This is a genomic window from Nocardia sp. NPDC055050, from assembly GCF_053608345.1.
In genome coordinates this window covers 39,689-57,712 of the sequence record NZ_JBSGVG010000008.1, presented here as the reverse complement: position 1 = coordinate 57,712, position 18,024 = coordinate 39,689, and the positions used below count along the sequence as shown (strand labels likewise).

Annotated in this window: 18 protein-coding genes; 9 read left to right on the top strand and 9 right to left on the bottom strand. The window is 68.1% G+C overall.

Annotated elements, in window-relative coordinates; genetic code table 11:
* Positions 1 to 25: 25 nt before the first annotated feature.
* The 7 genes from ACWGCN_RS10595 to fabD are packed head-to-tail and all read left to right on the top strand — an operon-like array spanning position 26 to position 7,951.
* Positions 26 to 973 carry an aromatase/cyclase gene (locus ACWGCN_RS10595; protein ID WP_452457601.1) on the top strand — a complete coding sequence of 316 codons (948 nt, stop codon included), beginning with the start codon at positions 26 to 28 and terminating at the stop codon, positions 971 to 973.
* On the top strand, positions 954 to 2,909 hold the full coding sequence (locus ACWGCN_RS10590) for an SDR family oxidoreductase (protein ID WP_452457600.1): 1,956 nt from the start codon (positions 954 to 956) through the stop codon (positions 2,907 to 2,909). Before ACWGCN_RS10595 ends, ACWGCN_RS10590 begins: the two co-directional genes overlap by 20 nt.
* A 35-nt stretch (positions 2,910 to 2,944) precedes the next feature.
* Positions 2,945 to 4,516 (top strand): acyl-CoA carboxylase subunit beta, encoded by a 1,572-nt coding sequence (locus tag ACWGCN_RS10585; protein ID WP_452457599.1) that lies wholly within the window; start codon positions 2,945 to 2,947, stop codon positions 4,514 to 4,516.
* Positions 4,513 to 4,722, top strand: a complete 210-nt coding sequence (locus ACWGCN_RS10580; RefSeq protein ID WP_328662528.1) for an acyl-CoA carboxylase epsilon subunit — start codon at positions 4,513 to 4,515, stop codon at positions 4,720 to 4,722. The genes ACWGCN_RS10585 and ACWGCN_RS10580 overlap by 4 nt, the downstream gene beginning before the upstream one ends.
* A 14-nt stretch (positions 4,723 to 4,736) precedes the next feature.
* Entirely contained in the window at positions 4,737 to 5,756 is a 1,020-nt protein-coding gene (locus ACWGCN_RS10575) for an LLM class flavin-dependent oxidoreductase (protein ID WP_378707787.1), read from the top strand.
* Positions 5,749 to 6,966, top strand: a complete 1,218-nt coding sequence (locus tag ACWGCN_RS10570; RefSeq protein ID WP_452457598.1) for an MFS transporter — start codon at positions 5,749 to 5,751, stop codon at positions 6,964 to 6,966. The genes ACWGCN_RS10575 and ACWGCN_RS10570 overlap by 8 nt, the downstream gene beginning before the upstream one ends.
* Before the next feature lie 31 nt (positions 6,967 to 6,997).
* A complete protein-coding gene (gene fabD / locus ACWGCN_RS10565; RefSeq protein WP_452457597.1) occupies positions 6,998 to 7,951 on the top strand; it encodes an ACP S-malonyltransferase in 954 nt (317 codons plus the stop codon).
* Positions 7,952 to 8,007: 56 nt separating this feature from the next.
* On the opposite strand, the gene ACWGCN_RS10560 is transcribed toward fabD, so the two are convergent.
* Both ACWGCN_RS10560 and ACWGCN_RS10555 read right to left on the bottom strand, forming a co-directional pair.
* Positions 8,008 to 8,817, bottom strand: a complete 810-nt coding sequence (locus tag ACWGCN_RS10560; protein ID WP_452457596.1) for an SDR family oxidoreductase — start codon at positions 8,815 to 8,817, stop codon at positions 8,008 to 8,010.
* Positions 8,814 to 9,491, bottom strand: a complete 678-nt coding sequence (locus ACWGCN_RS10555; protein ID WP_452457595.1) for a hypothetical protein — start codon at positions 9,489 to 9,491, stop codon at positions 8,814 to 8,816. Before ACWGCN_RS10555 ends, ACWGCN_RS10560 begins: the two co-directional genes overlap by 4 nt.
* 111 nt (positions 9,492 to 9,602) lie before the next feature.
* Between ACWGCN_RS10555 and ACWGCN_RS10550 the strand changes: the two genes are divergently transcribed.
* Complete coding sequence (locus ACWGCN_RS10550; protein ID WP_301907183.1) at positions 9,603 to 10,280, top strand: TetR/AcrR family transcriptional regulator; 678 nt, start codon at positions 9,603 to 9,605, stop codon at positions 10,278 to 10,280.
* A gap of 17 nt (positions 10,281 to 10,297) precedes the next feature.
* On the opposite strand, the gene ACWGCN_RS10545 is transcribed toward ACWGCN_RS10550, so the two are convergent.
* The 7 genes from ACWGCN_RS10545 to ACWGCN_RS10515 form a co-directional block, all read right to left on the bottom strand.
* On the bottom strand, positions 10,298 to 11,056 hold the full coding sequence (locus ACWGCN_RS10545; RefSeq protein WP_452457594.1) for a class I SAM-dependent methyltransferase: 759 nt from the start codon (positions 11,054 to 11,056) through the stop codon (positions 10,298 to 10,300).
* A gap of 75 nt (positions 11,057 to 11,131) precedes the next feature.
* Positions 11,132 to 12,076 (bottom strand): PDR/VanB family oxidoreductase, encoded by a 945-nt coding sequence (locus tag ACWGCN_RS10540; RefSeq protein ID WP_452457593.1) that lies wholly within the window; start codon positions 12,074 to 12,076, stop codon positions 11,132 to 11,134.
* A 13-nt stretch (positions 12,077 to 12,089) separates the two neighbouring features.
* Positions 12,090 to 13,382, bottom strand: a complete 1,293-nt coding sequence (locus tag ACWGCN_RS10535; protein WP_449962634.1) for a Rieske 2Fe-2S domain-containing protein — start codon at positions 13,380 to 13,382, stop codon at positions 12,090 to 12,092.
* A 40-nt stretch (positions 13,383 to 13,422) separates the two neighbouring features.
* Positions 13,423 to 14,310 (bottom strand): TIGR03621 family F420-dependent LLM class oxidoreductase, encoded by an 888-nt coding sequence (locus ACWGCN_RS10530; protein WP_328662537.1) that lies wholly within the window; start codon positions 14,308 to 14,310, stop codon positions 13,423 to 13,425.
* A 16-nt stretch (positions 14,311 to 14,326) separates the two neighbouring features.
* The gene (locus ACWGCN_RS10525; RefSeq protein ID WP_452457592.1) at positions 14,327 to 14,752 is read right to left on the bottom strand and encodes a MarR family winged helix-turn-helix transcriptional regulator; all 426 of its coding nucleotides are present in this window, start codon (positions 14,750 to 14,752) and stop codon (positions 14,327 to 14,329) included.
* Between the two features lie 28 nt (positions 14,753 to 14,780).
* Complete coding sequence (locus ACWGCN_RS10520; RefSeq protein ID WP_301907189.1) at positions 14,781 to 15,272, bottom strand: nuclear transport factor 2 family protein; 492 nt, start codon at positions 15,270 to 15,272, stop codon at positions 14,781 to 14,783.
* A gap of 405 nt (positions 15,273 to 15,677) precedes the next feature.
* The gene (locus ACWGCN_RS10515) at positions 15,678 to 16,160 is read right to left on the bottom strand and encodes a nuclear transport factor 2 family protein (protein WP_301907190.1); all 483 of its coding nucleotides are present in this window, start codon (positions 16,158 to 16,160) and stop codon (positions 15,678 to 15,680) included.
* Positions 16,161 to 16,403: 243 nt separating this feature from the next.
* Here ACWGCN_RS10515 and ACWGCN_RS10510 point away from each other — a divergent pair, with 243 nt between their 5' ends.
* Positions 16,404 to 18,020 (top strand): ABC transporter substrate-binding protein, encoded by a 1,617-nt coding sequence (locus ACWGCN_RS10510; RefSeq protein WP_452457591.1) that lies wholly within the window; start codon positions 16,404 to 16,406, stop codon positions 18,018 to 18,020.
* Positions 18,021 to 18,024: the final 4 nt, after the last annotated feature.

Genomic DNA, 18,024 nt, shown 5'->3' with positions numbered 1-18,024 from the left:
GGCCGACGAGCACCAGGAGACTCCCATGACGACGCAGACCACCCGCGAGGTCGAGCACACGATCACCGTGGCGGCCCCGCCGACCGAGGTGTACCGCCTTCTGGCCGAAGTGGAGAACTGGCCCCGGCTGTTCCCACCCTCGGTGTATGTGACCCGCCTCGAACACGAGGGCAACGAGGAACGCATCCAGATCTGGGCGACCGCCAACGGTGAACCCAAGACCTGGATCTCGCGCCGCGTGCTCGAGCCCGAGCAACTGCGGATCACCTTCTGGCAGGAGGTGTCCGCGCCCCCGGTGGCCCAGATGAGCGGCACCTGGATCATCGAACCGCGCGAGGACGGCGGGACCGAGCTGCGGCTGCTGCACTCCTACCGAGCCATCGACGACGATCCGGACGGGCTGGCGTGGATCGAGAAGGCGGTCGACGACAACAGCCGTGCGGAACTGCCCGGTCTCAAGGCCGCGGTGGAGTCGGTGGTGCGCACCGCCGATCTGACCCTGTCGTTCGTCGACTCGGTCGAGATCGCCGGTGCGGCGGGCGATGTCTACGACTTCGTCAACGAGGCGAACCTGTGGACCGAGCGGCTGCCGCACGTGGCCTCGGTGCAGCTGACCGAGAACACCCCCGGTGTACAGGTACTGCGGATGGACACCCTGACCAAGGACGGCTCGAGTCACACCACCGAGTCGGTCCGGGTCTGCTTCCCGCAGCACCGGATCGCCTACAAGCAGACCACCCTGCCCGCTCTGATGGCCCTGCACACCGGCTACTGGGAGTTCCGGACCAACCCCGACGGCACGACCACCGCGTCCTCGCAGCACACGGTGATCATCGAGGCGTCGCGGATCACCGAGATCCTCGGCCCCGACGCCGGGGTGCCCGAGGCGCGGACCTTCCTGCGCGAGGCGCTCGGGGGCAACAGCCGGGCCACGCTGAACCACGCCAAGAACTATGCCGAAGCTCGTCGATGACACCGACGTCCTGATCGTCGGCGCGGGGCCGGTCGGGTTGCTGCTCGCGGGCGATCTGGCCGGTGCGGGCGTCCGCGTGACGGTGGTGGAACAGCGGATCACCCCCACCACCGAATCGCGGGCCTCCACCCTGCACGCCCGCACCATGGACGTGCTCGCCGAGCGGGGCGGGCTCGATCGGCTCGGGCCGCTGCCCGACGGCGGACCGGGACACTTCGGCGGACTGCGCCTGGATCTGACCGAAGCCGATCCGGCCCACCGGTTCTCGGGCCAGTGGAAGTGCCCGCAGGTCCGGCTGGAGGCGGTGCTGGGGGAACGAGCACTCGAGGCGGGCGCGGTGCTTCGGCGTGGGCACCGAGTCACCACCCTGACCGCGCGGGCGGGCGCTGTGCTGATCGACACCGTCACCCCCGACGGCGAACGGCACACCCACCGGGGCGCCTACCTCGTCGGCTGCGATGGGGAACGCGGCACCGTGCGTGAGCTGGCCGGCTTCGAACTGGCGGGTCTCGAGGCCGGGCGGGAGATGCTGCGAGCCGACGTGGCCGGAATAGATATCCCGGCCCGTCGATTCGAACGACTCCCGCACGGGCTCGCGGTGTCCTCGCGCTGGCCCGACGGCAGCACCAGGGTGATGGTGCACGTCTACGGCGCCGCACCCCGCGCCGGGGGCGGGGAACCGGAGTTCGCCGAGATCGCCGACGCCTGGGAACGGGTGACCGGCGAGTCGATCGGACACGGAACACCGTTGTGGCGCAACGCGTTCGACGACACCAGCCAACAGGTCACCCGGTACCGGCGCGGCCGGGTCCTGCTCGCCGGTGACGCGGCCCATCGGCAGATGCCGGTGGGCGGCCAAGCCCTCAATCTCGGCCTGCAGGACGCGGCCGACCTGTCGGGCCGGCTGATCGCCGCGATCACCGGCACCGCAGGCGAGGCCGAACTCGACGGCTATCACCGCACCCGCCACGCCGTCGGCGCGCGCACCCTGACCAATATCCGCGCCCAGACCTTGCTGCTGCTGGGCGGACCGGAGGTCGAACCCGCCAGGCAGCTGTTCGCCGAGCTCCTGCGGCTCGGCGATGTCCGATCCCATCTCGCCCGCATGATCAGCGGCCTGCCCGGTCCCGGCGACCCGGCGCCCGCACCACCCGATTCCAAGGAGACACCGATGAGCCTGACGAACAAGACCGCCCTGGTCACCGGATCCAGCCGCGGCATCGGCCGCGCGACCGCCCGCCAGCTCGCCGCCAAGGGCGCGCTGGTGGCCGTGCACTACGCGGACAACGAGGCCGCCGCCCGCGAGACCGTCGAGGTCATCGAGAACGACGGCGGCCGTGCGTTTCCCGTGCGTGCCGAGCTCGGCACGACAGGCGGCGTGCACGAGCTGTTCCTCGGTCTCGAACAGGGACTCAAGGAACGGACGGGGCAGACCACGCTCGACATCCTGGTCAACAACGCCGGTGTCACCACCCCGGCCGGCGTCGCCCCCGAGGACGTGACACCCGAGGACTTCGACCGGCTGTTCGCGGTCAATGTGCGCGCGCCGTTCTTCATCGTGCAGCGCGCTCTCGGCCTGCTGCCCGAAGGCGGGCGCATCATCAACATCTCCTCCGGACTCACCCGATTCGCCAGCCCCGACCAGGTGGCCTACTCGATGACAAAGGGTGCGGTGGAACAGATCACGCTGCACTTCGCCCGACACCTGGCACCGCGCGGGATCACCGTCAACAGCGTCGCGCCCGGCATCACCAACAACGGCAGCGCCGTGTTCGACATCCCGGAGGCAGTCGAGCAGATGGCGCAGTTCTCGGCGTTCAAGCGCGTCGGCGAGGCGGTCGACGTGGCCGATGTCGTCACCTTCCTCGCCACCGACGAAGCCCGCTGGATCACCGGCGCGTTCATCGACGCCACCGGCGGGACGCTACTCGGCTGACAGCACGGCCGCCGCCGACCACATCAGGAGATCCGATGACGACAGTGCAAGAACCCACCGGGTACACCCAACGGCTCGACGAACTCGACGCGCTCAAGCGCGCCGCACGTCTCGGCCCCGACCCGGCGGCCACCGAACGCCAGCACGCCAAGGGCAAACTCACTGCCCGCGAACGTATCGACCTGCTCCTCGACCCCGGTTCGTTCGTCGAGGTGGAGCCGCTGCGCAGACACCGGGCCACCGGCTTCGGACTGGAGGCGCGCAGACCCCACACCGACGGCGTGATCACCGGGTGGGGAACCGTCGACACGCGCACGGTCTTCGTCTACGCCAGCGACTTCCGGATCTTCGGCGGCGCACTCGGCGAGGCACACGCCCAGAAGATCCACAAGATCATGGACATGGCCGTCACGGCGGGTGCTCCACTGGTCTCGCTCAACGACGGTGCGGGCGCCCGCATCCAGGAGGGCGTGACGGCGCTGGCGGGCTACGGCGGGATCTTCCGCCGCAACACCAGGGCCTCGGGCGTCATCCCGCAGATCAGCGTGATGCTCGGGCCGTGCGCCGGCGGGGCGGCGTACTCGCCCGCGCTCACCGACTTCGTCTTCGTGGTGCGCGATATCGCGCAGATGTTCATCACCGGTCCCGATGTGGTGCGCACCGTGACCGGCGAGGTGGTGACCCACGACGAACTCGGCGGCGCCGACATCCACGCCTCGGTCTCGGGGGTGGCCCATTTCGTCTACGACGACGAGCAGTCGTGCCTGTCCGATGTTCGCGCGCTGCTGTCGATGCTGCCCGCCAACAATCGGGAGCTGCCGCCGGTGGCGTTCACCGCCGACCCCGCCGACCGGCAGACCACGGCACTGACCGACCTGGTGCCGCTGGACGGCAACCGCCCCTACGACATTCGCGAGGTGCTGGCCGAAATCGTCGACGACGGCGACTATTTCGAAGTACAGGCCACCTGGGCGACCAACCTGGTGTGCGCGCTGGCCCGGCTCGACGGCCATGTGGTCGGGGTGGTGGCCAGCCAACCGATGAGCCTGGCCGGGGTGCTCGACATCGACGCGAGTGAGAAGGGCGCGCGGTTCGTCCAGTTCTGCGACGCCTTCAACATTCCGTTGCTGACCCTGGTCGACGTGCCGGGGTTCCTGCCCGGCGTCGGACAGGAACACGCGGGCATCATCCGGCGCGGCGCGAAACTGCTCTACGCCTACTGCAACGCGACGGTGCCGCGAATCTCGTTGGTACTGCGCAAGTCCTACGGCGGCGCCTACATCGTGATGGACTCGCTGTCGATCGGCACCGATCTCGCGCTGGCCTGGCCGACCAACGAGATCGCCGTCATGGGCGCCGAGGCCGCGGCCGACGTGGTGTTCCGGCGCGAGATCGCCGCGTCGGAGGATCCCGCGGCCACCAGGGACCGCAAGATCGCCGAGTACCGCGAGGAACTCGTGCACCCCTACTACGCGGCCGAGCGCGGACTCATCGACGACGTGATCGATCCGCGCGACACCCGTGGCGTGCTGATCCGCGCCTTCGCCATGCTGGCGGGCAAGGACACCGATCTGCCCCGCCGCAAGCACGGGAATCCGCCGCAATGAGCGCCGAGGACCCGGTGCCCTTCCTTCGCGTCGAGAAGGGCAGCGCCGACCCGGACGAACTCGGCGCGCTGCTCGTGCTGCTGCTCGCCCGGCGACGGGCCGCCGCCGCGGCGCCGACCCCGACCAGGCCCGTCGCTCGCTGGCGGCGTCTGGAACGCCGCCCCGCCTTCACCGACCCCCGCGCGTGGACCGGATCCACCCGCTGACGAACGGAGCCACCATGGACGTCGGACTGCTCTTCGACCTGCGCAACCCCGCACAGTGGCAGCGCCCGTGGGCCGACCACTACGCCCGCACCCTCGAGTTCTGCGAGGAGGCCGACCTGCGCGGCGCGGGCGGAGTCTGGTTCACCGAGCACCACCTGTTCGAGGACGGCTATCTCCCGCAACCGCTCACCTTCGCCGCCGCGGCGGCCGCCAGAACCAAGCGGGTGCGCATCGGCACCGCCGTAGTACTGCCCGCCCTGCGCAAGCCGGCCCAGCTGGCCGAGGAGGCGGCACTGGTCGATCTGATCAGCGGCGGCCGTCTCGAACTCGGTCTCGGCGCCGGCTATCGCCTGCCCGAATATCAGCTCTTCGACACCGATTTCAGCCGCCGGTTCGCTCGTACCGGCGACAACATCGCCGAGATCCAGCGGTTGTGGGCCACCGGCGGGATCACGCCGGGGCCGATCCAGGATCCCGTGCCGCTGTGGGGCGGGTTCTACGGTCCGCGCGGCGCCCGCCTCGCCGGGCGCCTCGGCATCGGATTCCTGCACATCTCGCACCAGCTGTTCCCGCTGTACCGCGAGGGACTCATCGAGGGCGGTCACGATCCCGAGTCCGCGCGGGTCTCGGATCTGCTGCCGATCCTGCTGGCCGATGACCCCGAGGCCGCCTGGGCTCGGGTCGCACCGCACCTCGCGCACCAGATGAACTCCTACCGGCAGCTGTCGGTGGAGGGCACCGACGCGCCGGTGCCGCCCGCCCTCGAACTCGATCAGCTGCGCCAACGCCCCGAGGACGGATCCTTCGGTCTGCTCGAGATCCTCACCCCCGAACAGGCTGCCGTGCGGATCCACGAACGGGTGGCCGGTCTGCCGGTGCGGCACCTGATCTTCTGGGCCAGCATCGCCGGCATGCCCGACGACCTGGTCACCCGCCACATCGAGCTGGTGAGTGAACAGCTGCCACCGTTGCTGGACAAGCAGTTCCAGGTCACCACCGGCGGCCCGATCTCGGCGCGCAACGGCCATGGCTGACGTGCGACCAGCGGCGCCGACCTGGGATCGGCGCCGCTGGATACTGCTGCTGGTGCTGTCGGGCAACATGATCCTCGACGCCATCGAAGGCTCCATCCTGGTGCCCGCACTCGGCGTGCTCACCACCGAACTGAATCGGTCGATCGGGCAAACCCAATGGCTGCTCAGCGGTTTCGCGGCGGGGTTCGCCACGCTGCTGCTCGCCGGGCCCGCGTTGGCCGCCCGGTTCGGGCGCAGGCAGGTCTATCTCGTCGCCATGGCGCTGTTCGCTGTCGCCTCGGTGATCGGCGGGCTCACCGACGACCTGGCCCTGCTCGTCGCGACCCGCGTGGTGAAGGGCGCCGCCGCCGCGCTGACCGCACCCGCCGGGCTGGCGGTGATCGCCGCGGAGTTCCCCGCCGGTGCCCAGCAGCGCCGCGCGATCTCGGTGTACGCGGTCTTCGGCGCGGCCGGATTCACCACCGGTCTCCTGCTGTCGGGATGGCTCACCGCGCTGAACTGGCACCTGCTGTTCGTGTTCCCCGCACCGATCGCGCTCGCCCTGCTCGTCGCCGCGTGGCGGGTGATCCCTGACTCACCGGTGGCCGCCCCGCCGCAGCTGTCGAAATCGTTGTTGCGCAATGGTTCCTTACTGCGCTCCGCTCTCGGAGCAGGAGCCCTCAACGGCGGCTACCTCGCGCTGCTGGTGGTGATCGCGGTGCAACTGCACGAGTCGCTCGGTTGGGCGCCGTGGCAGATCGCCGTCGGACTGCTACCCGCGAGTCTGCCGCTGGCACTGTCGGTTCCGTTCGCGGGACGGTTCGTGGAGCGGTTCGGCACCGCGCGGCTGATCCTCGCCGGCGCGGTGGCGACGCTGGCCGGGCACCTGCTGCTGTTCGTCCGACCCGAGATCCACGACTACGGGACCGACGCACTACCGGTGCTGCTGCTGATCGAAGCGGGGTTCGTCCTGTCGTTCGCCGCGCTGAACATGCAGTCGACCGCTACCGTGCCCGCCGAATTCCGCCCGATCGCGGTGCCGCTGTATCAAACCGGTGTCCAGTTCGGCGCGGCGTTCGTGCTGCCGATCACCATCGGAGTGGCGGTGGCCTTCGATGCCTACCGTCCCGCGGCGGCGGTGATCGCGGTTGCTGGGCTGCTCGCGGTCCTCGCCGCGAGTAGCGAACTGCGCGCATCCGCGACACCCGCACCCGCGAAAGCTGTTCCATGACAGCCACACCCACCTCGAGGAGGTACCACTCATGACCGTCGACGTCTTCATCCGAGAACAGCCCGACCAGCTGGCGACAGGTCCCAGGACCCTGGCACTGTTCCCCGGGCAGGGCTCCCAGCGGCCCGGCATGGCCGCGTGGATCACCGACTACCCGGTGGCGGAGGAGGTCTTCCGCCGCGCCGACGACATTCTCGGCATCCCGCTGACCCAGCTGTGCGTCGACGGCACCGCCGAGCAGTTGCGCGCCACCGACGTGGCCCAGCCCGCGATCGTCGCCACCAGCCTGGCCCTCAGCGCGGTCCGTACACAGCGGGGACTGCCGCCCGCGGCGGTCGCCGGTCACAGCCTGGGGGAGTTCACCGCCCTGGCCGTCGCCGGAGTGTTCGACGAGGACACCGTCCTGCAACTGGTCCGCCGCCGGGGCGAGCTCATGGCCGAAGTCTCCCGCCGCTACGACGGCGCGATGAGCGCCGTCATCGGCCTACCCGCCGAGCAGGTCGACGCGCTATGCGCCCGCGTCACCTCGGGCGTCGTCGGCGTGGCCAACTACAACCAGCCGACCCAGACCGTGGTCTCCGGCGCCGCCACCGCCGTAGCCGACCTCGAGGACCTGGCCCGGTCCGCCGGCGCGGCGAAAGTGGTGCGGCTCAAGGTCGCCGGAGCCTTTCATTCGCCCCTGATGGCCGACATCGCCGCCGAATTCGGCGCCGAACTCGACCGCTACACCCTCGGCCCGCCGGTCGTTCCGGTGCTCAGCGCGGTCACGGCCGACTACGTCACCGACCCCACCGAGATCCGCGCCCTGCTGCGCGGCCAACTGCTGGCCCCGGTCCGCTGGGTGGAGACCGTCCAACGGGCCGCTGCCGACGGCTACGACGAACTGGTCGAACTGGGACCTGGCCAGGTACTGACCGGATTCTCCCGCCGCATCGCCCCCGACGTCAGCTCGACGGCGATCTCCACACCCGAAGAGCAGCGCTAGCCGCTGACCCACCAGACGTCACTGGTTCATGGGTTGACGCAAGCGGTGGCGCGCTCTCAGGATGATCGGGTCCGCTCTAGGTACGCCTGTCGTCCGACCGGGTCGAAAGCGCCGTAATCGGCACCACCGACGAATCGTTTGAGGTGCCACATGATCTGCGCGGGGATGATTTCCTCGAGCAGGCCGATCGGGGCGAGGTATCGGGGAACGGTCACCTCGCCTCGGCCGTGTTCCGCGCTGTCGACGATGGCAGCGGCGACGGTTTCGGGTGTGAGGGTGGGTTGAAGGCGAAGCAACACCCCGGCGGTCAGCTCTGTTCGGGTGGCGGCAGGCATGACGGTGGTCAGGGTGACGCCGGTTCCGGCGAGTTCTGCTCGGACGGCCCTGGAGAGGGCGACCACGCCGAATTTCGACGCGCAGTAGGTCGCGATACCCGGGGTGGTGACCTTGCCCGCCATCGAGGACACGTTCACGATGTGTCCTCGTCCGCGTCGGATCATGTCGGGTAGGACGAGGTGCGTTCCGGTCAGCACCGCTCCCAGGTTGATCGCCAGCTCACGCTGTAGCGCGGCGAGGTCGTGATCGACGAAACGGCCCATGAGCTGGATTCCGGCGTTGTTGACCAACATATCGATGGGCCCTCGCTCCGACGCTGCGCGAAGGAATTCCTGGAAGCTGGATTCGTCGGTGACGTCGAGAGGGTGCGCGTGGGCGCCGAGTGTCTCGGCGGTTTCCTGGGCGGCGGCGAGGTCGCGATCACCGATCCAGACCGTGGCTCCGCGACGGGTCAGTTCCGCGACAGTGGCGCGTCCGATGCCGCGGGCGCCACCGGTCACACAGACGTTGGCGCCGTCGAGCCCGATCACAGCGGGCTGCCCACGGGGTGCCGCAGGGCGAAATAGGCGATGAGACGGATCTCCTCGGCCCCAGTGAACAACAGTGCGCGGCCGAGGTATACGCCGGGCGTCAGTTCCACGATCTCGTCGCGCGTCTTGCGGATCGGGAAGGTGCGAACGCCGGGGTTCTTGTGGTGTGGCACGCCATAGTCCAAGGCGCGCACTGTGACTCGCGGCTCGATGAGACCCCGGTCGACGGAATGGTGGAAGTGGAACCCTTCGGCCTCGCCACCGACCATTCGGAGTCCGAGGTAGCCGAAGGTGACCAGGGGCATCGCCAGCAGCGCGATCGGGGACAGGCGATTCGATCCCGTGCCCGCCGCCAGATCGAAGGATTTACCCCGCCACGTCGGGTCGACCTTCATGAGCTGGTTGGCGAGTGCGGCTTCGGGAATGCCGAACAGCTTCCCGACGATCTGGCCTTCGAGCTTGCCGTCCAGATCGCGGGGTTCGACGCCCGCGCCGAAGAGCTGTGACAGCGCGTCGTGGTCGTCTCGGCTTCCCAGCGCACGGAGGTAGGACCACGTCTCCGTCCGCGCCCGAGTCGGGCTGTGCTCGGCCAGCGCACGGAGCTCATCGAGCATCGCGGTGGCGTTCGGCAGGTGTTTCTCGGGCATCTCGACACCCTTCAGGTCTGCGGTCATCACTCGACTTCCAATCTGGTACGTAGCGGTACCTGAATCAACTGGTACGAAACTGTGCCAGAATTGCTCGACGGATGTCAACGGTGAACCGGCTGTGGCGGAGGTGGGAGAATGCTGCGCGTGTCCTCAGCCGGCAAACGCAGCTACGGGGGAGAGTCCGCACCGGATCGCGTCCGGCGGCGGCGCTCCCAGTTGATCGACGCGGCCCTGACTGCGATGGCCGAGAATCGGTGGCGGTCCGCGACCGTCGCGGGGCTCTGCGTCGAGGCGCAACTCAACAAGCGGTACTTCTACGAAAGCTTCGTCGATCTCGACACGCTGGCGAGCGAGGTGATCGATGAGGTAGCGGTGGAAGTGGGTCAGGCCGCTGTCGCCGCCTACGTGGACTCGATCGAGCTGCCCCTCGCAGACCAGGCGCGCGCCGCGGTCGATGCGGTGGTCGCCGCGTTGGGAACCGACCCGCGGAAGGCGCTGGTCCTACTCGGCGGCGTGGCCGACAGTCCTACTGCCCATGCTCGGCGAGCAGAGGCGATGAAGGGCCTCACCGCGATTCTCATCGGCCACGCCCGCAGCGTGCACGGTGTCGAACTGGAAAACGACTCGCTCGCCGCGAGTGCTCCGGCCTTCGTCATCGGCGGAACCGCCCAGGCGATCCTGTCCTGGGCGGACGGGACCGCGCCCATCGACCGGAGCAGCCTCGTAGAGGACATCGCTTCGCTGTGGCTCGCCGTGGGAGAAAGCGCGGCGGGTATCGCCCGCTCCAGGCTCGAAGCACCAGGGCGGCACTGAGTCGGCGGTCGGCTACCTCACCGTCGACTCGTCGTGGCCCGGTGTAGGTCCGGCGGCTTACGCCAGACCGACACATGATTCTCGCTGTCGTCGGCGAACGGAGTACCGAGCCAATCCGCGCTCCGTCGCTCCAGCGACAACCCGGCCAACTGGGCCATCAGATCGCACTCCGCGGGCCAGACGTAGCGAAAGTGGCTGGCGCCGTATGTCACCGTGCCATCCGGTCGGTGTCGGTAGTGATGCGATGTGCCCTGCTGAGTGCTCAGGTCGTAGGTGTCGAACCCGGTGTGGTGGCTGCCCACATGGAACGGCACCGCCGCTTGGCCGGGCGGAAACCGGCGGATGCCGGGAACCCACAGCTCGACAACGAATCTGCCGCCGGGTGCGAGATGCCGTGCGGCATTGCGGAAGCACTCGACCTGCTCGGCTTGGGTTCGCAGATTCCCGAGGCTGTTCCACACCAGGTACACCAGGGAGAATTCGCCCGGCACCCGGCTCGATGCCATGTCGCCGATGATCACCGGCACCTCGGGGCGCTTGCGGTGCAGCTGGTCGACCATGTGCGCGGAGAGCTCTATTCCACTCACCTCGACGCCCTGCTCGATCAGCGGAATCGCGACGCGGCCGGTGCCGATGGCGAATTCCAGCGCGGCACCACCGTCTGCCGCGTCCGCTAGGAACCGCACCGTCGGATCGAGTACTTCGGGCGTGTACATGAAGGCCGAATCGCGGTCGTATCGTTCGGCCTGCGCGGCATCCCACACATCGCTGCTCACCACACCGGCGACCTTGCCCTCGCCAACCGGTTGACGCCACTCATTTTCGAGCCCCGCGCCTTCGGCGGACTGTTCTCAAAGGTCCACCTCGAGGACGGGGGAGTGGGATCGTGACGAGCACGTGGTGAACATGCCGTCGGCGCGTTCGGCGTCGGTGAGGACGTCGTCGCGATGGTCGGGTTCGCCGGCGAGTACCCGCACGACGCATTCCCCGCAGATGCCCTGCTGGCACGAGAAGGGCGCGTCGACACCGTTGTCCAACAGGACATCCAGCACGCTGTGGTTGTCGCCGACGAGGTATTCGGCGCCGGTGGAGGCCAGGCGGACGGTGAATCCGGCCTCTTGTGACTCGGTCGGCGCGGTGAGGTCGGTGCCGAATCGTTCGGTGTGCAGTGCTGTGCGCGGCCAGCCGAGGGCTTCGGCTTTGCCTACGACGTAGTCCATGAAGCCGTCCGGCCCGCAGACGTAGACCGCGGTGTCCGGTCTCGGATCGCCCAGATCGCGGGTGATGTCGAGCAGTAGGCTCGGGTCTTCGTCGTCGAAATGGAACCGGACGCGGGGATTCGCGGACAGCTCGTCGAGAAAGGCCGCGCGAGAGCGGGTTCGAGCACTGTAGTGCAGAACGTAGTCGGCCTCGGTCTGCTCGAGGTGAGTCAGCATGGCCAGCAGCGGTGTGATTCCGATGCCGCCCGCGATCAGTACATGGCTGTTCGTGTCGGCGAGCGGAAAGTGGTTGCGCGGGGGAGAGATCCGCACCGGTTCGCCCACTGTGAGCGCGTGCATCGCCCGCGACCCGCCCCGCGAGTTCGCGACGTTCAACACCGCCAGGCGGTATCGGCCCGGCTCGGGCGGTCCGCACAGTGAATACTGGCGGACCAGGCCCGAACCCAGGTGCACGTCGACGTGGGATCCCGCTGTGTAGGAGGGGAACTCGGTGCCGTCGACCGGGGTGAGTTCGAACACCGCGATCTCGGATGTCGCCGGGGTGCGGGCATGGACCACCGCATCGATCCAGGTCACGGGGCTGCCCCGGTCAGACACCGGCCGCAGGCACCGCTGCCACGGTCTCGTCCGCGGCTGCCGTGGCGAGGGTGAACAGACCGGCCTGGGTGTGCCGTACCGGCTCCTCGATCAGACTCACCCCCTGCGGATCACGGCCCGCCTCCACATCGTCGATCATCGTCCGCAGCAACCGGCGCAGCAGCACCACGCCCCGGTCCGTCGTCGCCAAGGTCTCCTCCGAATGCAGCGCGACCGGACCCTGCGAGGTCATCACCTCGCCGTCGCCGGGGAAGCGCTGACGTTCCTGGTCGGTCAGCTCCCAGGAGTTCTTGCCGTCCTGGGTGATGCCGAACAGGAACCGTTGCACGCGTGCGGGATCGCTCGCTCGGATGGAGAAGAACGCGCGATGGCGGGTGTCGTCGATCGGGACCGCCCAGATCACCATGTCGGCCTTGGTATCCGGGGTCAGCTCGACCCAGTCCGGCAGCACCGTGGCATTGGGCAGGTGCAACTCGGCGCCCCAGACCCGCTCGGTCCGCACCCCGTCGCGCTCCTTGTCCAGGAACCGGACACCGTACTTCGCCCCGAAATCGGTGCGGTCGTAGCTGACCCGGCCCGGCAAGGTGTACGGGTCGAAGAAGTCCTCGGGGAAGCCGGTGGTGCCGGTGCCGAGGAACTGGTAGCCGCTGTGCTGGGAGTGCAGCCAGTTGATGTGCACCGGGTCGATCGTATTCTCGTAGATCAGCAGCCAGTGGAAATCCTGCTCGGCGCCGGTGACCGACAGTCCGGGGAACGGCCACTCGGCGAAGTACTGCTCACCCTCGGCGAGGTCCTCGAGCACGTCGTAGCGTGGCAGCACGGGCTTGCGGTCGGGCGGGCCCATGTAGACGAACACCAGCCCGTAGCGTTCCTCGACCGGATACCACGGCTGACGCGCGGCATCGCGGCGCTTGCCACGATCGGGTTCACAGGCCTGCTCCAGGCAACGCCCCTGCACATCGTATTTCCAGCCGTGATAGCCACAGCGCAGCCCGTCGTCCTCGATCCGGCCGAAGAACAGACTGGCACCGCGGTGCGCGCAACGCTCGAAAACCACCCCCGCGCGGCCGCTTCCGTCCCGGAAGACGACCAGATCCTCGCCGAGGACGCGGGTGCGATGGGGTGCTTCGGCGGTGAGGGTGGCTGAGGTGGCGATCGGGTGCCAGTACCGCCGCAGTGCCTCGCCCATCGGTGTGCCGGGGCCCACCTCGGTCAGGCGTGCGTCGTAGGACGGGGCCTTGCGGCCGTACCCGGTACCGGTGTCCACCGTGGTTCGTTCGGTCATGTCGGTCTCCTCCGCGTGCGAAAGACGTGGTGCTGCCCTGTTATCGGAGCGCCTGGATGATCGGGGCGAAGGCCTCCATCTCGGGTTCGAGCACGGTGTAGTAGGTCAGGCCGAGGGTCTTGCGCCGTTCGCGCAAGGTGTCGGCGTTCTCCTCGGGTGTGCCGAACAGCAGCGACGGCAGTTCGGCGAGCTCGTCGGGCGTGAGGTCGAGCCGGTTCTGCCAGACATCGGTCACGCCGTCGGTCGCGCCCTTGGGCAGCACTTTGTGGATGGGAATGTTGAACTCCACCTGGTCGATCCGGTCGCCGAGCAGCCCGCGCACGTAGTCGATCCGGTCGGTGACCTCGGTGATGCCACCCAGCTTCAGCCCGTCACCGTCGCGGACCTCGGTGGTGCCGGTGAAGGCGATGATGTCGGCGTGGGCGGCCGCCAGCCGCAGGACCCGTGCCCCGCGACCGGCGATCAGGATCGGCGGGCCGCCGGGCTGTTCGAACCGTGCGTACTGGTCGAGCTCGGACTTGGGTTTGCGGAACTCGGCGACCGTGCGCTCCAGCTGGGAAACTCGTTCGCCCGCAGTGGGAAACGGGATGCCCGCCGCGTCGAACTGCGCGCGGTCGTAGCCGGCGCCCAGCCCGAGTTCCACCCGGCCGCCGGAGTACCGGTCGACCGTGGCGAGGTCGCGAGCCAGCACCGTCGGATGGTAGAAGGCGGTGTTGAACACCAGCGTGCCGATACGGATCCGCTCGGTCGCCTCGGCGGCCAGCAGCAGGGTCGGGATCGGGGCGGGCATGCCGAGGTGGTCCGACACCGAGATGACGTCGTAGCCCAGTTCCTCGGCCTTGCGTACCTTGGCGATCCATTCGGCCCTGGTGGACGGGGTGAACAGGCAGAGACCGAAGCGGAACGGTCGGTCGTACAGGGAAGTCATGACGCTCCTCGCGAGCTCATTCGGTGGCGATGTTGTCGGCGATCTTGGCCAGGACCGCGTTCGCGGCGAGGAATTCCTCCTCGGTGATGCCACGCAGCGATTCGTCGGCATGGGCGTTCACCAGAGCTTCGGCGCGCTCGTGCGCCGTCTCGCCCGCGGCGGTGAGTCGCAGCGTCGTGCCGGAGATCTCGACCCAGCCGCGGCCGACGAAGTCGTCGACGATCGGTTGGTAGGTCTGGGCGCCGTCGGAGACCAGGAACGGCTCGAACGCCGCGTCGAGTTCGGCGACGCTGCCCAGACCGATCTGCAGGGCGTGCAGGATCTGCCAGTCCCGGCGGGTGAGCTTCTGCTCGTGCAGCAGCGCGCCGGTGGCGACGTCGAACTGCTGGTGCAGGTGCAGCAGCCAGTACCCGATGCGCTTGGTCGTGTTCTTCTGGAGCATGACGAGCCTCTCTGTTGTCGAACGTCGGCTACTGCTGCCAGCCGCGCGAGTACGGGATGACCCAGTACAGGTCGAGGGCGATTCGCGCGAACCGCCACCGGCCGCCCTCACGGACGTACTCGTCGGTGAACTTGCCTGCCACGAACGAGCTTTCGGTGTCGAAGACGACCTTCTCCTCGAAGAACGACACGCCGGTGGCGCGATCGCCGAGGATCTCCACGTCGTGCCCGTGCAGGAACTGCTTGACCAGCACCTGACCCGCCGGGCTGTTGTCCTCGATGAGCTGCGGCAGCCCGGCGAAGTACGCCTGGATGGCGGCTCGACCGTCGGCTTGGCCCAGATGGCGGTAGTCGAGATAGGCGTCGGCACTGAACAGTTCGCCGACCTGGTCCCATCGGCCCTCGTTGATGTAGCGGGGTAGGTCGTGGCGCAAGGTGTTCAGCGCGCGGACGGCCTCGAGCGTCTCGAGTCGTTCGGTGAGCTGCTCGACCTGTTCGACCAGGTCCAAGACTTCTGACATCGCTGTGACACCTCTCGTTCCGTACACGTACCGGAGCGGACTCCGGGAAAACCGCGGCCACCGTGTTTCTCCGGCCGGGCTGGAATCACCATTGCACGCGATATTCAGAGGTCACAAGATCGCGTCGGAAACCCTGCGGTTCGACCGTAGGTTTCGACTGCCACGCCCGCAGGGTTCGAATATCGCCTGGACGGTCGCGCAAGTGTTATGGAGACATCGGTGACATTTCGATCATGGCGTCGTAAATCGAGCGAGTGAATTGTTTCCCAAGTCGCCGGAACATATTGTCACCGATGTCTCCGAACAATTCGCCTAGCCATTGCGGGCGAAGTTCTGTGTACGCGAGATCGGGCTGGACTCGTCGCCGAGTCCGGCCCGATCTCCGGCGGTGGGTAACCGTGATATTCAGCCCGGGCCGTGGCCCGCGGCGACCCGGCCCGCGACATGCCGGACATCCCGGTGCGAGATGAGCCATTCACCCTCGTACTGCTCGAACTCGTCCTGAACCAGCCCGATGACCACCCAGTCAGCCGGTCGGCCCACATCGGTGGCGGCGGTGCTGGAGAACCAGTGCCACACGGTCGCATAGGCGGTGAGCAGGGGTTTGTCGCCGTTCCACTCGATGGTGGCCTGCCCGATGACATGGGCGACCAGGGAGCGTTGCGACTTGGGCACCCGGCTCATGTGATCGGTGAACTCGTCACGACCGTGGAACAGCACCGGCGGGCCGGGCATGATCCGGTACTCGATCAGCGCGTCGGGGGTGAAGCACTCGCTGAACCGTTCGCTCTCCTGTGTGTCGGCGATCCGGAAGAATTTGTAGAACGTTCGGAAGATCGCCCGCTCCGCTTCGATCGTGGCGAGCAGATTGTCATGTACAGCGGTCACGTCGGTCCTTTCTCTGCCGGGCGACAACCCATCGCGCGGCGCGCCGTTCGGTAATCGACACGATGCGAAGCTAGCACGGTGCCCGATACCGCCCGATGGCGTACCGCACTATTCGGTGCCACGATGTATTCCGAGCGAGGTGATCCGAATTGTTGACCGGGTATTTCAAGGTGTGAAATGTTTCGTCGTGTCGCCCGCCGTGAGTCCCACGTGAATCCGGGCAGTAGACAGAGGAATTCTTGCGTGAGCAGTGTTGTGCGTTCGAAGTCGATTCGCTGTGCCGTGGCATCGGCGGCGGTGGTCACCCTGTTCACCGGTGCCTGTGGCGCCGGTGGTGAGCAAGGCGGCGATGCCGGTCCACCGAGATCCGGCGGCACGCTGAAGTTCTCGGTCGCCTCCGACGCGGGCTGTGTCGATCCGCAGCAGGTGGGCAGCAGCGACACCCTGTATTCGCTGCGTGAGACGGTCGATTCGCTGACCGACCAGGATCCCACCACCGGCAAGCCGGTGCCGTGGCTGGCGCAGAGCTGGGAGGTGAGCCCTGACGCCAGGTCGTTCACCTTCCGGCTGCGGCCCGACGTCACCTTCAGCGACGGCACCCCGCTGAACGCGCAGGTGGTGAAGGCGAACTTCGACGCGATCCCGAAGCTGGGAGCGCTCGCCATCCTGTCCAAGGGCTATATCACCGGCTACGTCGGCACCGAGGTCGTCGACGAGCACACCGCCAAGATCACCTTCGAACAGCCCAACGCGCAGTTCCTGCAGGCGACCTCGACCGCCGCGCTCGGCCTGATCTCGACGGCCGATGCCGCGAAGACGCCCCAGCAGCGCTGCAGCGACGGCGTGATCGGCTCCGGACCCTTCGTGCTGTCGAAATACGTTCCCAACCAGTCGATCACGATCAGCAAGCGGGTCGGCTACGGGTGGGGCTCGCCGTTGTGGACCAAGCAGGGCGAGGCCTACCTCGACTCCATCGAGTTCACCGTCATCCCCGAATCGGGGGTTCGCGCCGGCAGTGTGCAGTCCGGCCAGCTCGATGTCGCCACCGGTCTCGGCCGTGCCGACGAAGCGGGGTTGAAGGCGTCGGGCATTTCCTTGCTGACGCGATCGCACCCGGGCGCGGTGTTCAACCTCGGCCTCAACAACTCTCGGCCGATCCTGCGGGATGTGCAGGTGCGCAAGGCGATCCAGTCCGCGGTCGACCGGCGTCAGATCGTGGAGGCGGTCTTCGCCAGCGGGACCGTGCCCGCTACGGGCATCCTCTCGCACACGACTCCCGGCTACACCGATCTGTCGGCGGATCTCGCTCTCGATGTCGCCCGGTCGAAATCACTGCTCGACGCGGTCGGCTGGCAGGTGGGCGGTGACGGTATCCGGCGCAAGGACAACACCCGACTGAGCTTGACCGTGGTGTGGTTCAACAACTCCCAGAACACCCGCGCGGCGCTGGAACTGGTGCAGCAGCAGCTCAAGGTGGTCGGGGTGGAGTTGCAGCTGCAGGAGTTGCAGGTCACCCAGTTCCCGGCGCTGCTCGGTTCCGGTGACTTCGACGGACTGTGGGGCGGCGACCTGAGCCGGGCCGATCCCGATTGCCTGCGCACGCTGTACTCGACCCAGCAGGTCAACGCCTACCGGCTGCCGCCGAGCGAGCTCGACGGGCTGCTCACCGCCCAGGCGGCCGAGGCCGATCCGGCCAAGCGCGCACCCCTCGTGGAGCAGGCCCAGCAGCTGGTCGTGCGCAATGCGTATGTGATCCCGGTGGTGGAACTCGAGACCGTGCTCGCGGCGGCACCGACCGTGCACGGCCTGACCTTCGAGTCGTCGAGCCGGACCCGGCTGCACGACACCTGGCGGAGCTGAACCG

Coding starts and splice junctions, on each gene's coding strand:
- ACWGCN_RS10595 (WP_452457601.1), top strand. CDS start 26: ATGACGACGCAGACCACCCGCGAGGTCGAGCACACGATCACCGTGGCG.
- ACWGCN_RS10590 (WP_452457600.1), top strand. CDS start 954: ATGCCGAAGCTCGTCGATGACACCGACGTCCTGATCGTCGGCGCGGGG.
- ACWGCN_RS10585 (WP_452457599.1), top strand. CDS start 2,945: ATGACGACAGTGCAAGAACCCACCGGGTACACCCAACGGCTCGACGAA.
- ACWGCN_RS10580 (WP_328662528.1), top strand. CDS start 4,513: ATGAGCGCCGAGGACCCGGTGCCCTTCCTTCGCGTCGAGAAGGGCAGC.
- ACWGCN_RS10575 (WP_378707787.1), top strand. CDS start 4,737: ATGGACGTCGGACTGCTCTTCGACCTGCGCAACCCCGCACAGTGGCAG.
- ACWGCN_RS10570 (WP_452457598.1), top strand. CDS start 5,749: ATGGCTGACGTGCGACCAGCGGCGCCGACCTGGGATCGGCGCCGCTGG.
- fabD (WP_452457597.1), top strand. CDS start 6,998: ATGACCGTCGACGTCTTCATCCGAGAACAGCCCGACCAGCTGGCGACA.
- ACWGCN_RS10555 (WP_452457595.1), bottom strand. CDS start 9,491: ATGACCGCAGACCTGAAGGGTGTCGAGATGCCCGAGAAACACCTGCCG.
- ACWGCN_RS10550 (WP_301907183.1), top strand. CDS start 9,603: ATGCTGCGCGTGTCCTCAGCCGGCAAACGCAGCTACGGGGGAGAGTCC.
- ACWGCN_RS10535 (WP_449962634.1), bottom strand. CDS start 13,382: ATGACCGAACGAACCACGGTGGACACCGGTACCGGGTACGGCCGCAAG.
- ACWGCN_RS10530 (WP_328662537.1), bottom strand. CDS start 14,310: ATGACTTCCCTGTACGACCGACCGTTCCGCTTCGGTCTCTGCCTGTTC.
- ACWGCN_RS10525 (WP_452457592.1), bottom strand. CDS start 14,752: ATGCTCCAGAAGAACACGACCAAGCGCATCGGGTACTGGCTGCTGCAC.
- ACWGCN_RS10520 (WP_301907189.1), bottom strand. CDS start 15,272: ATGTCAGAAGTCTTGGACCTGGTCGAACAGGTCGAGCAGCTCACCGAA.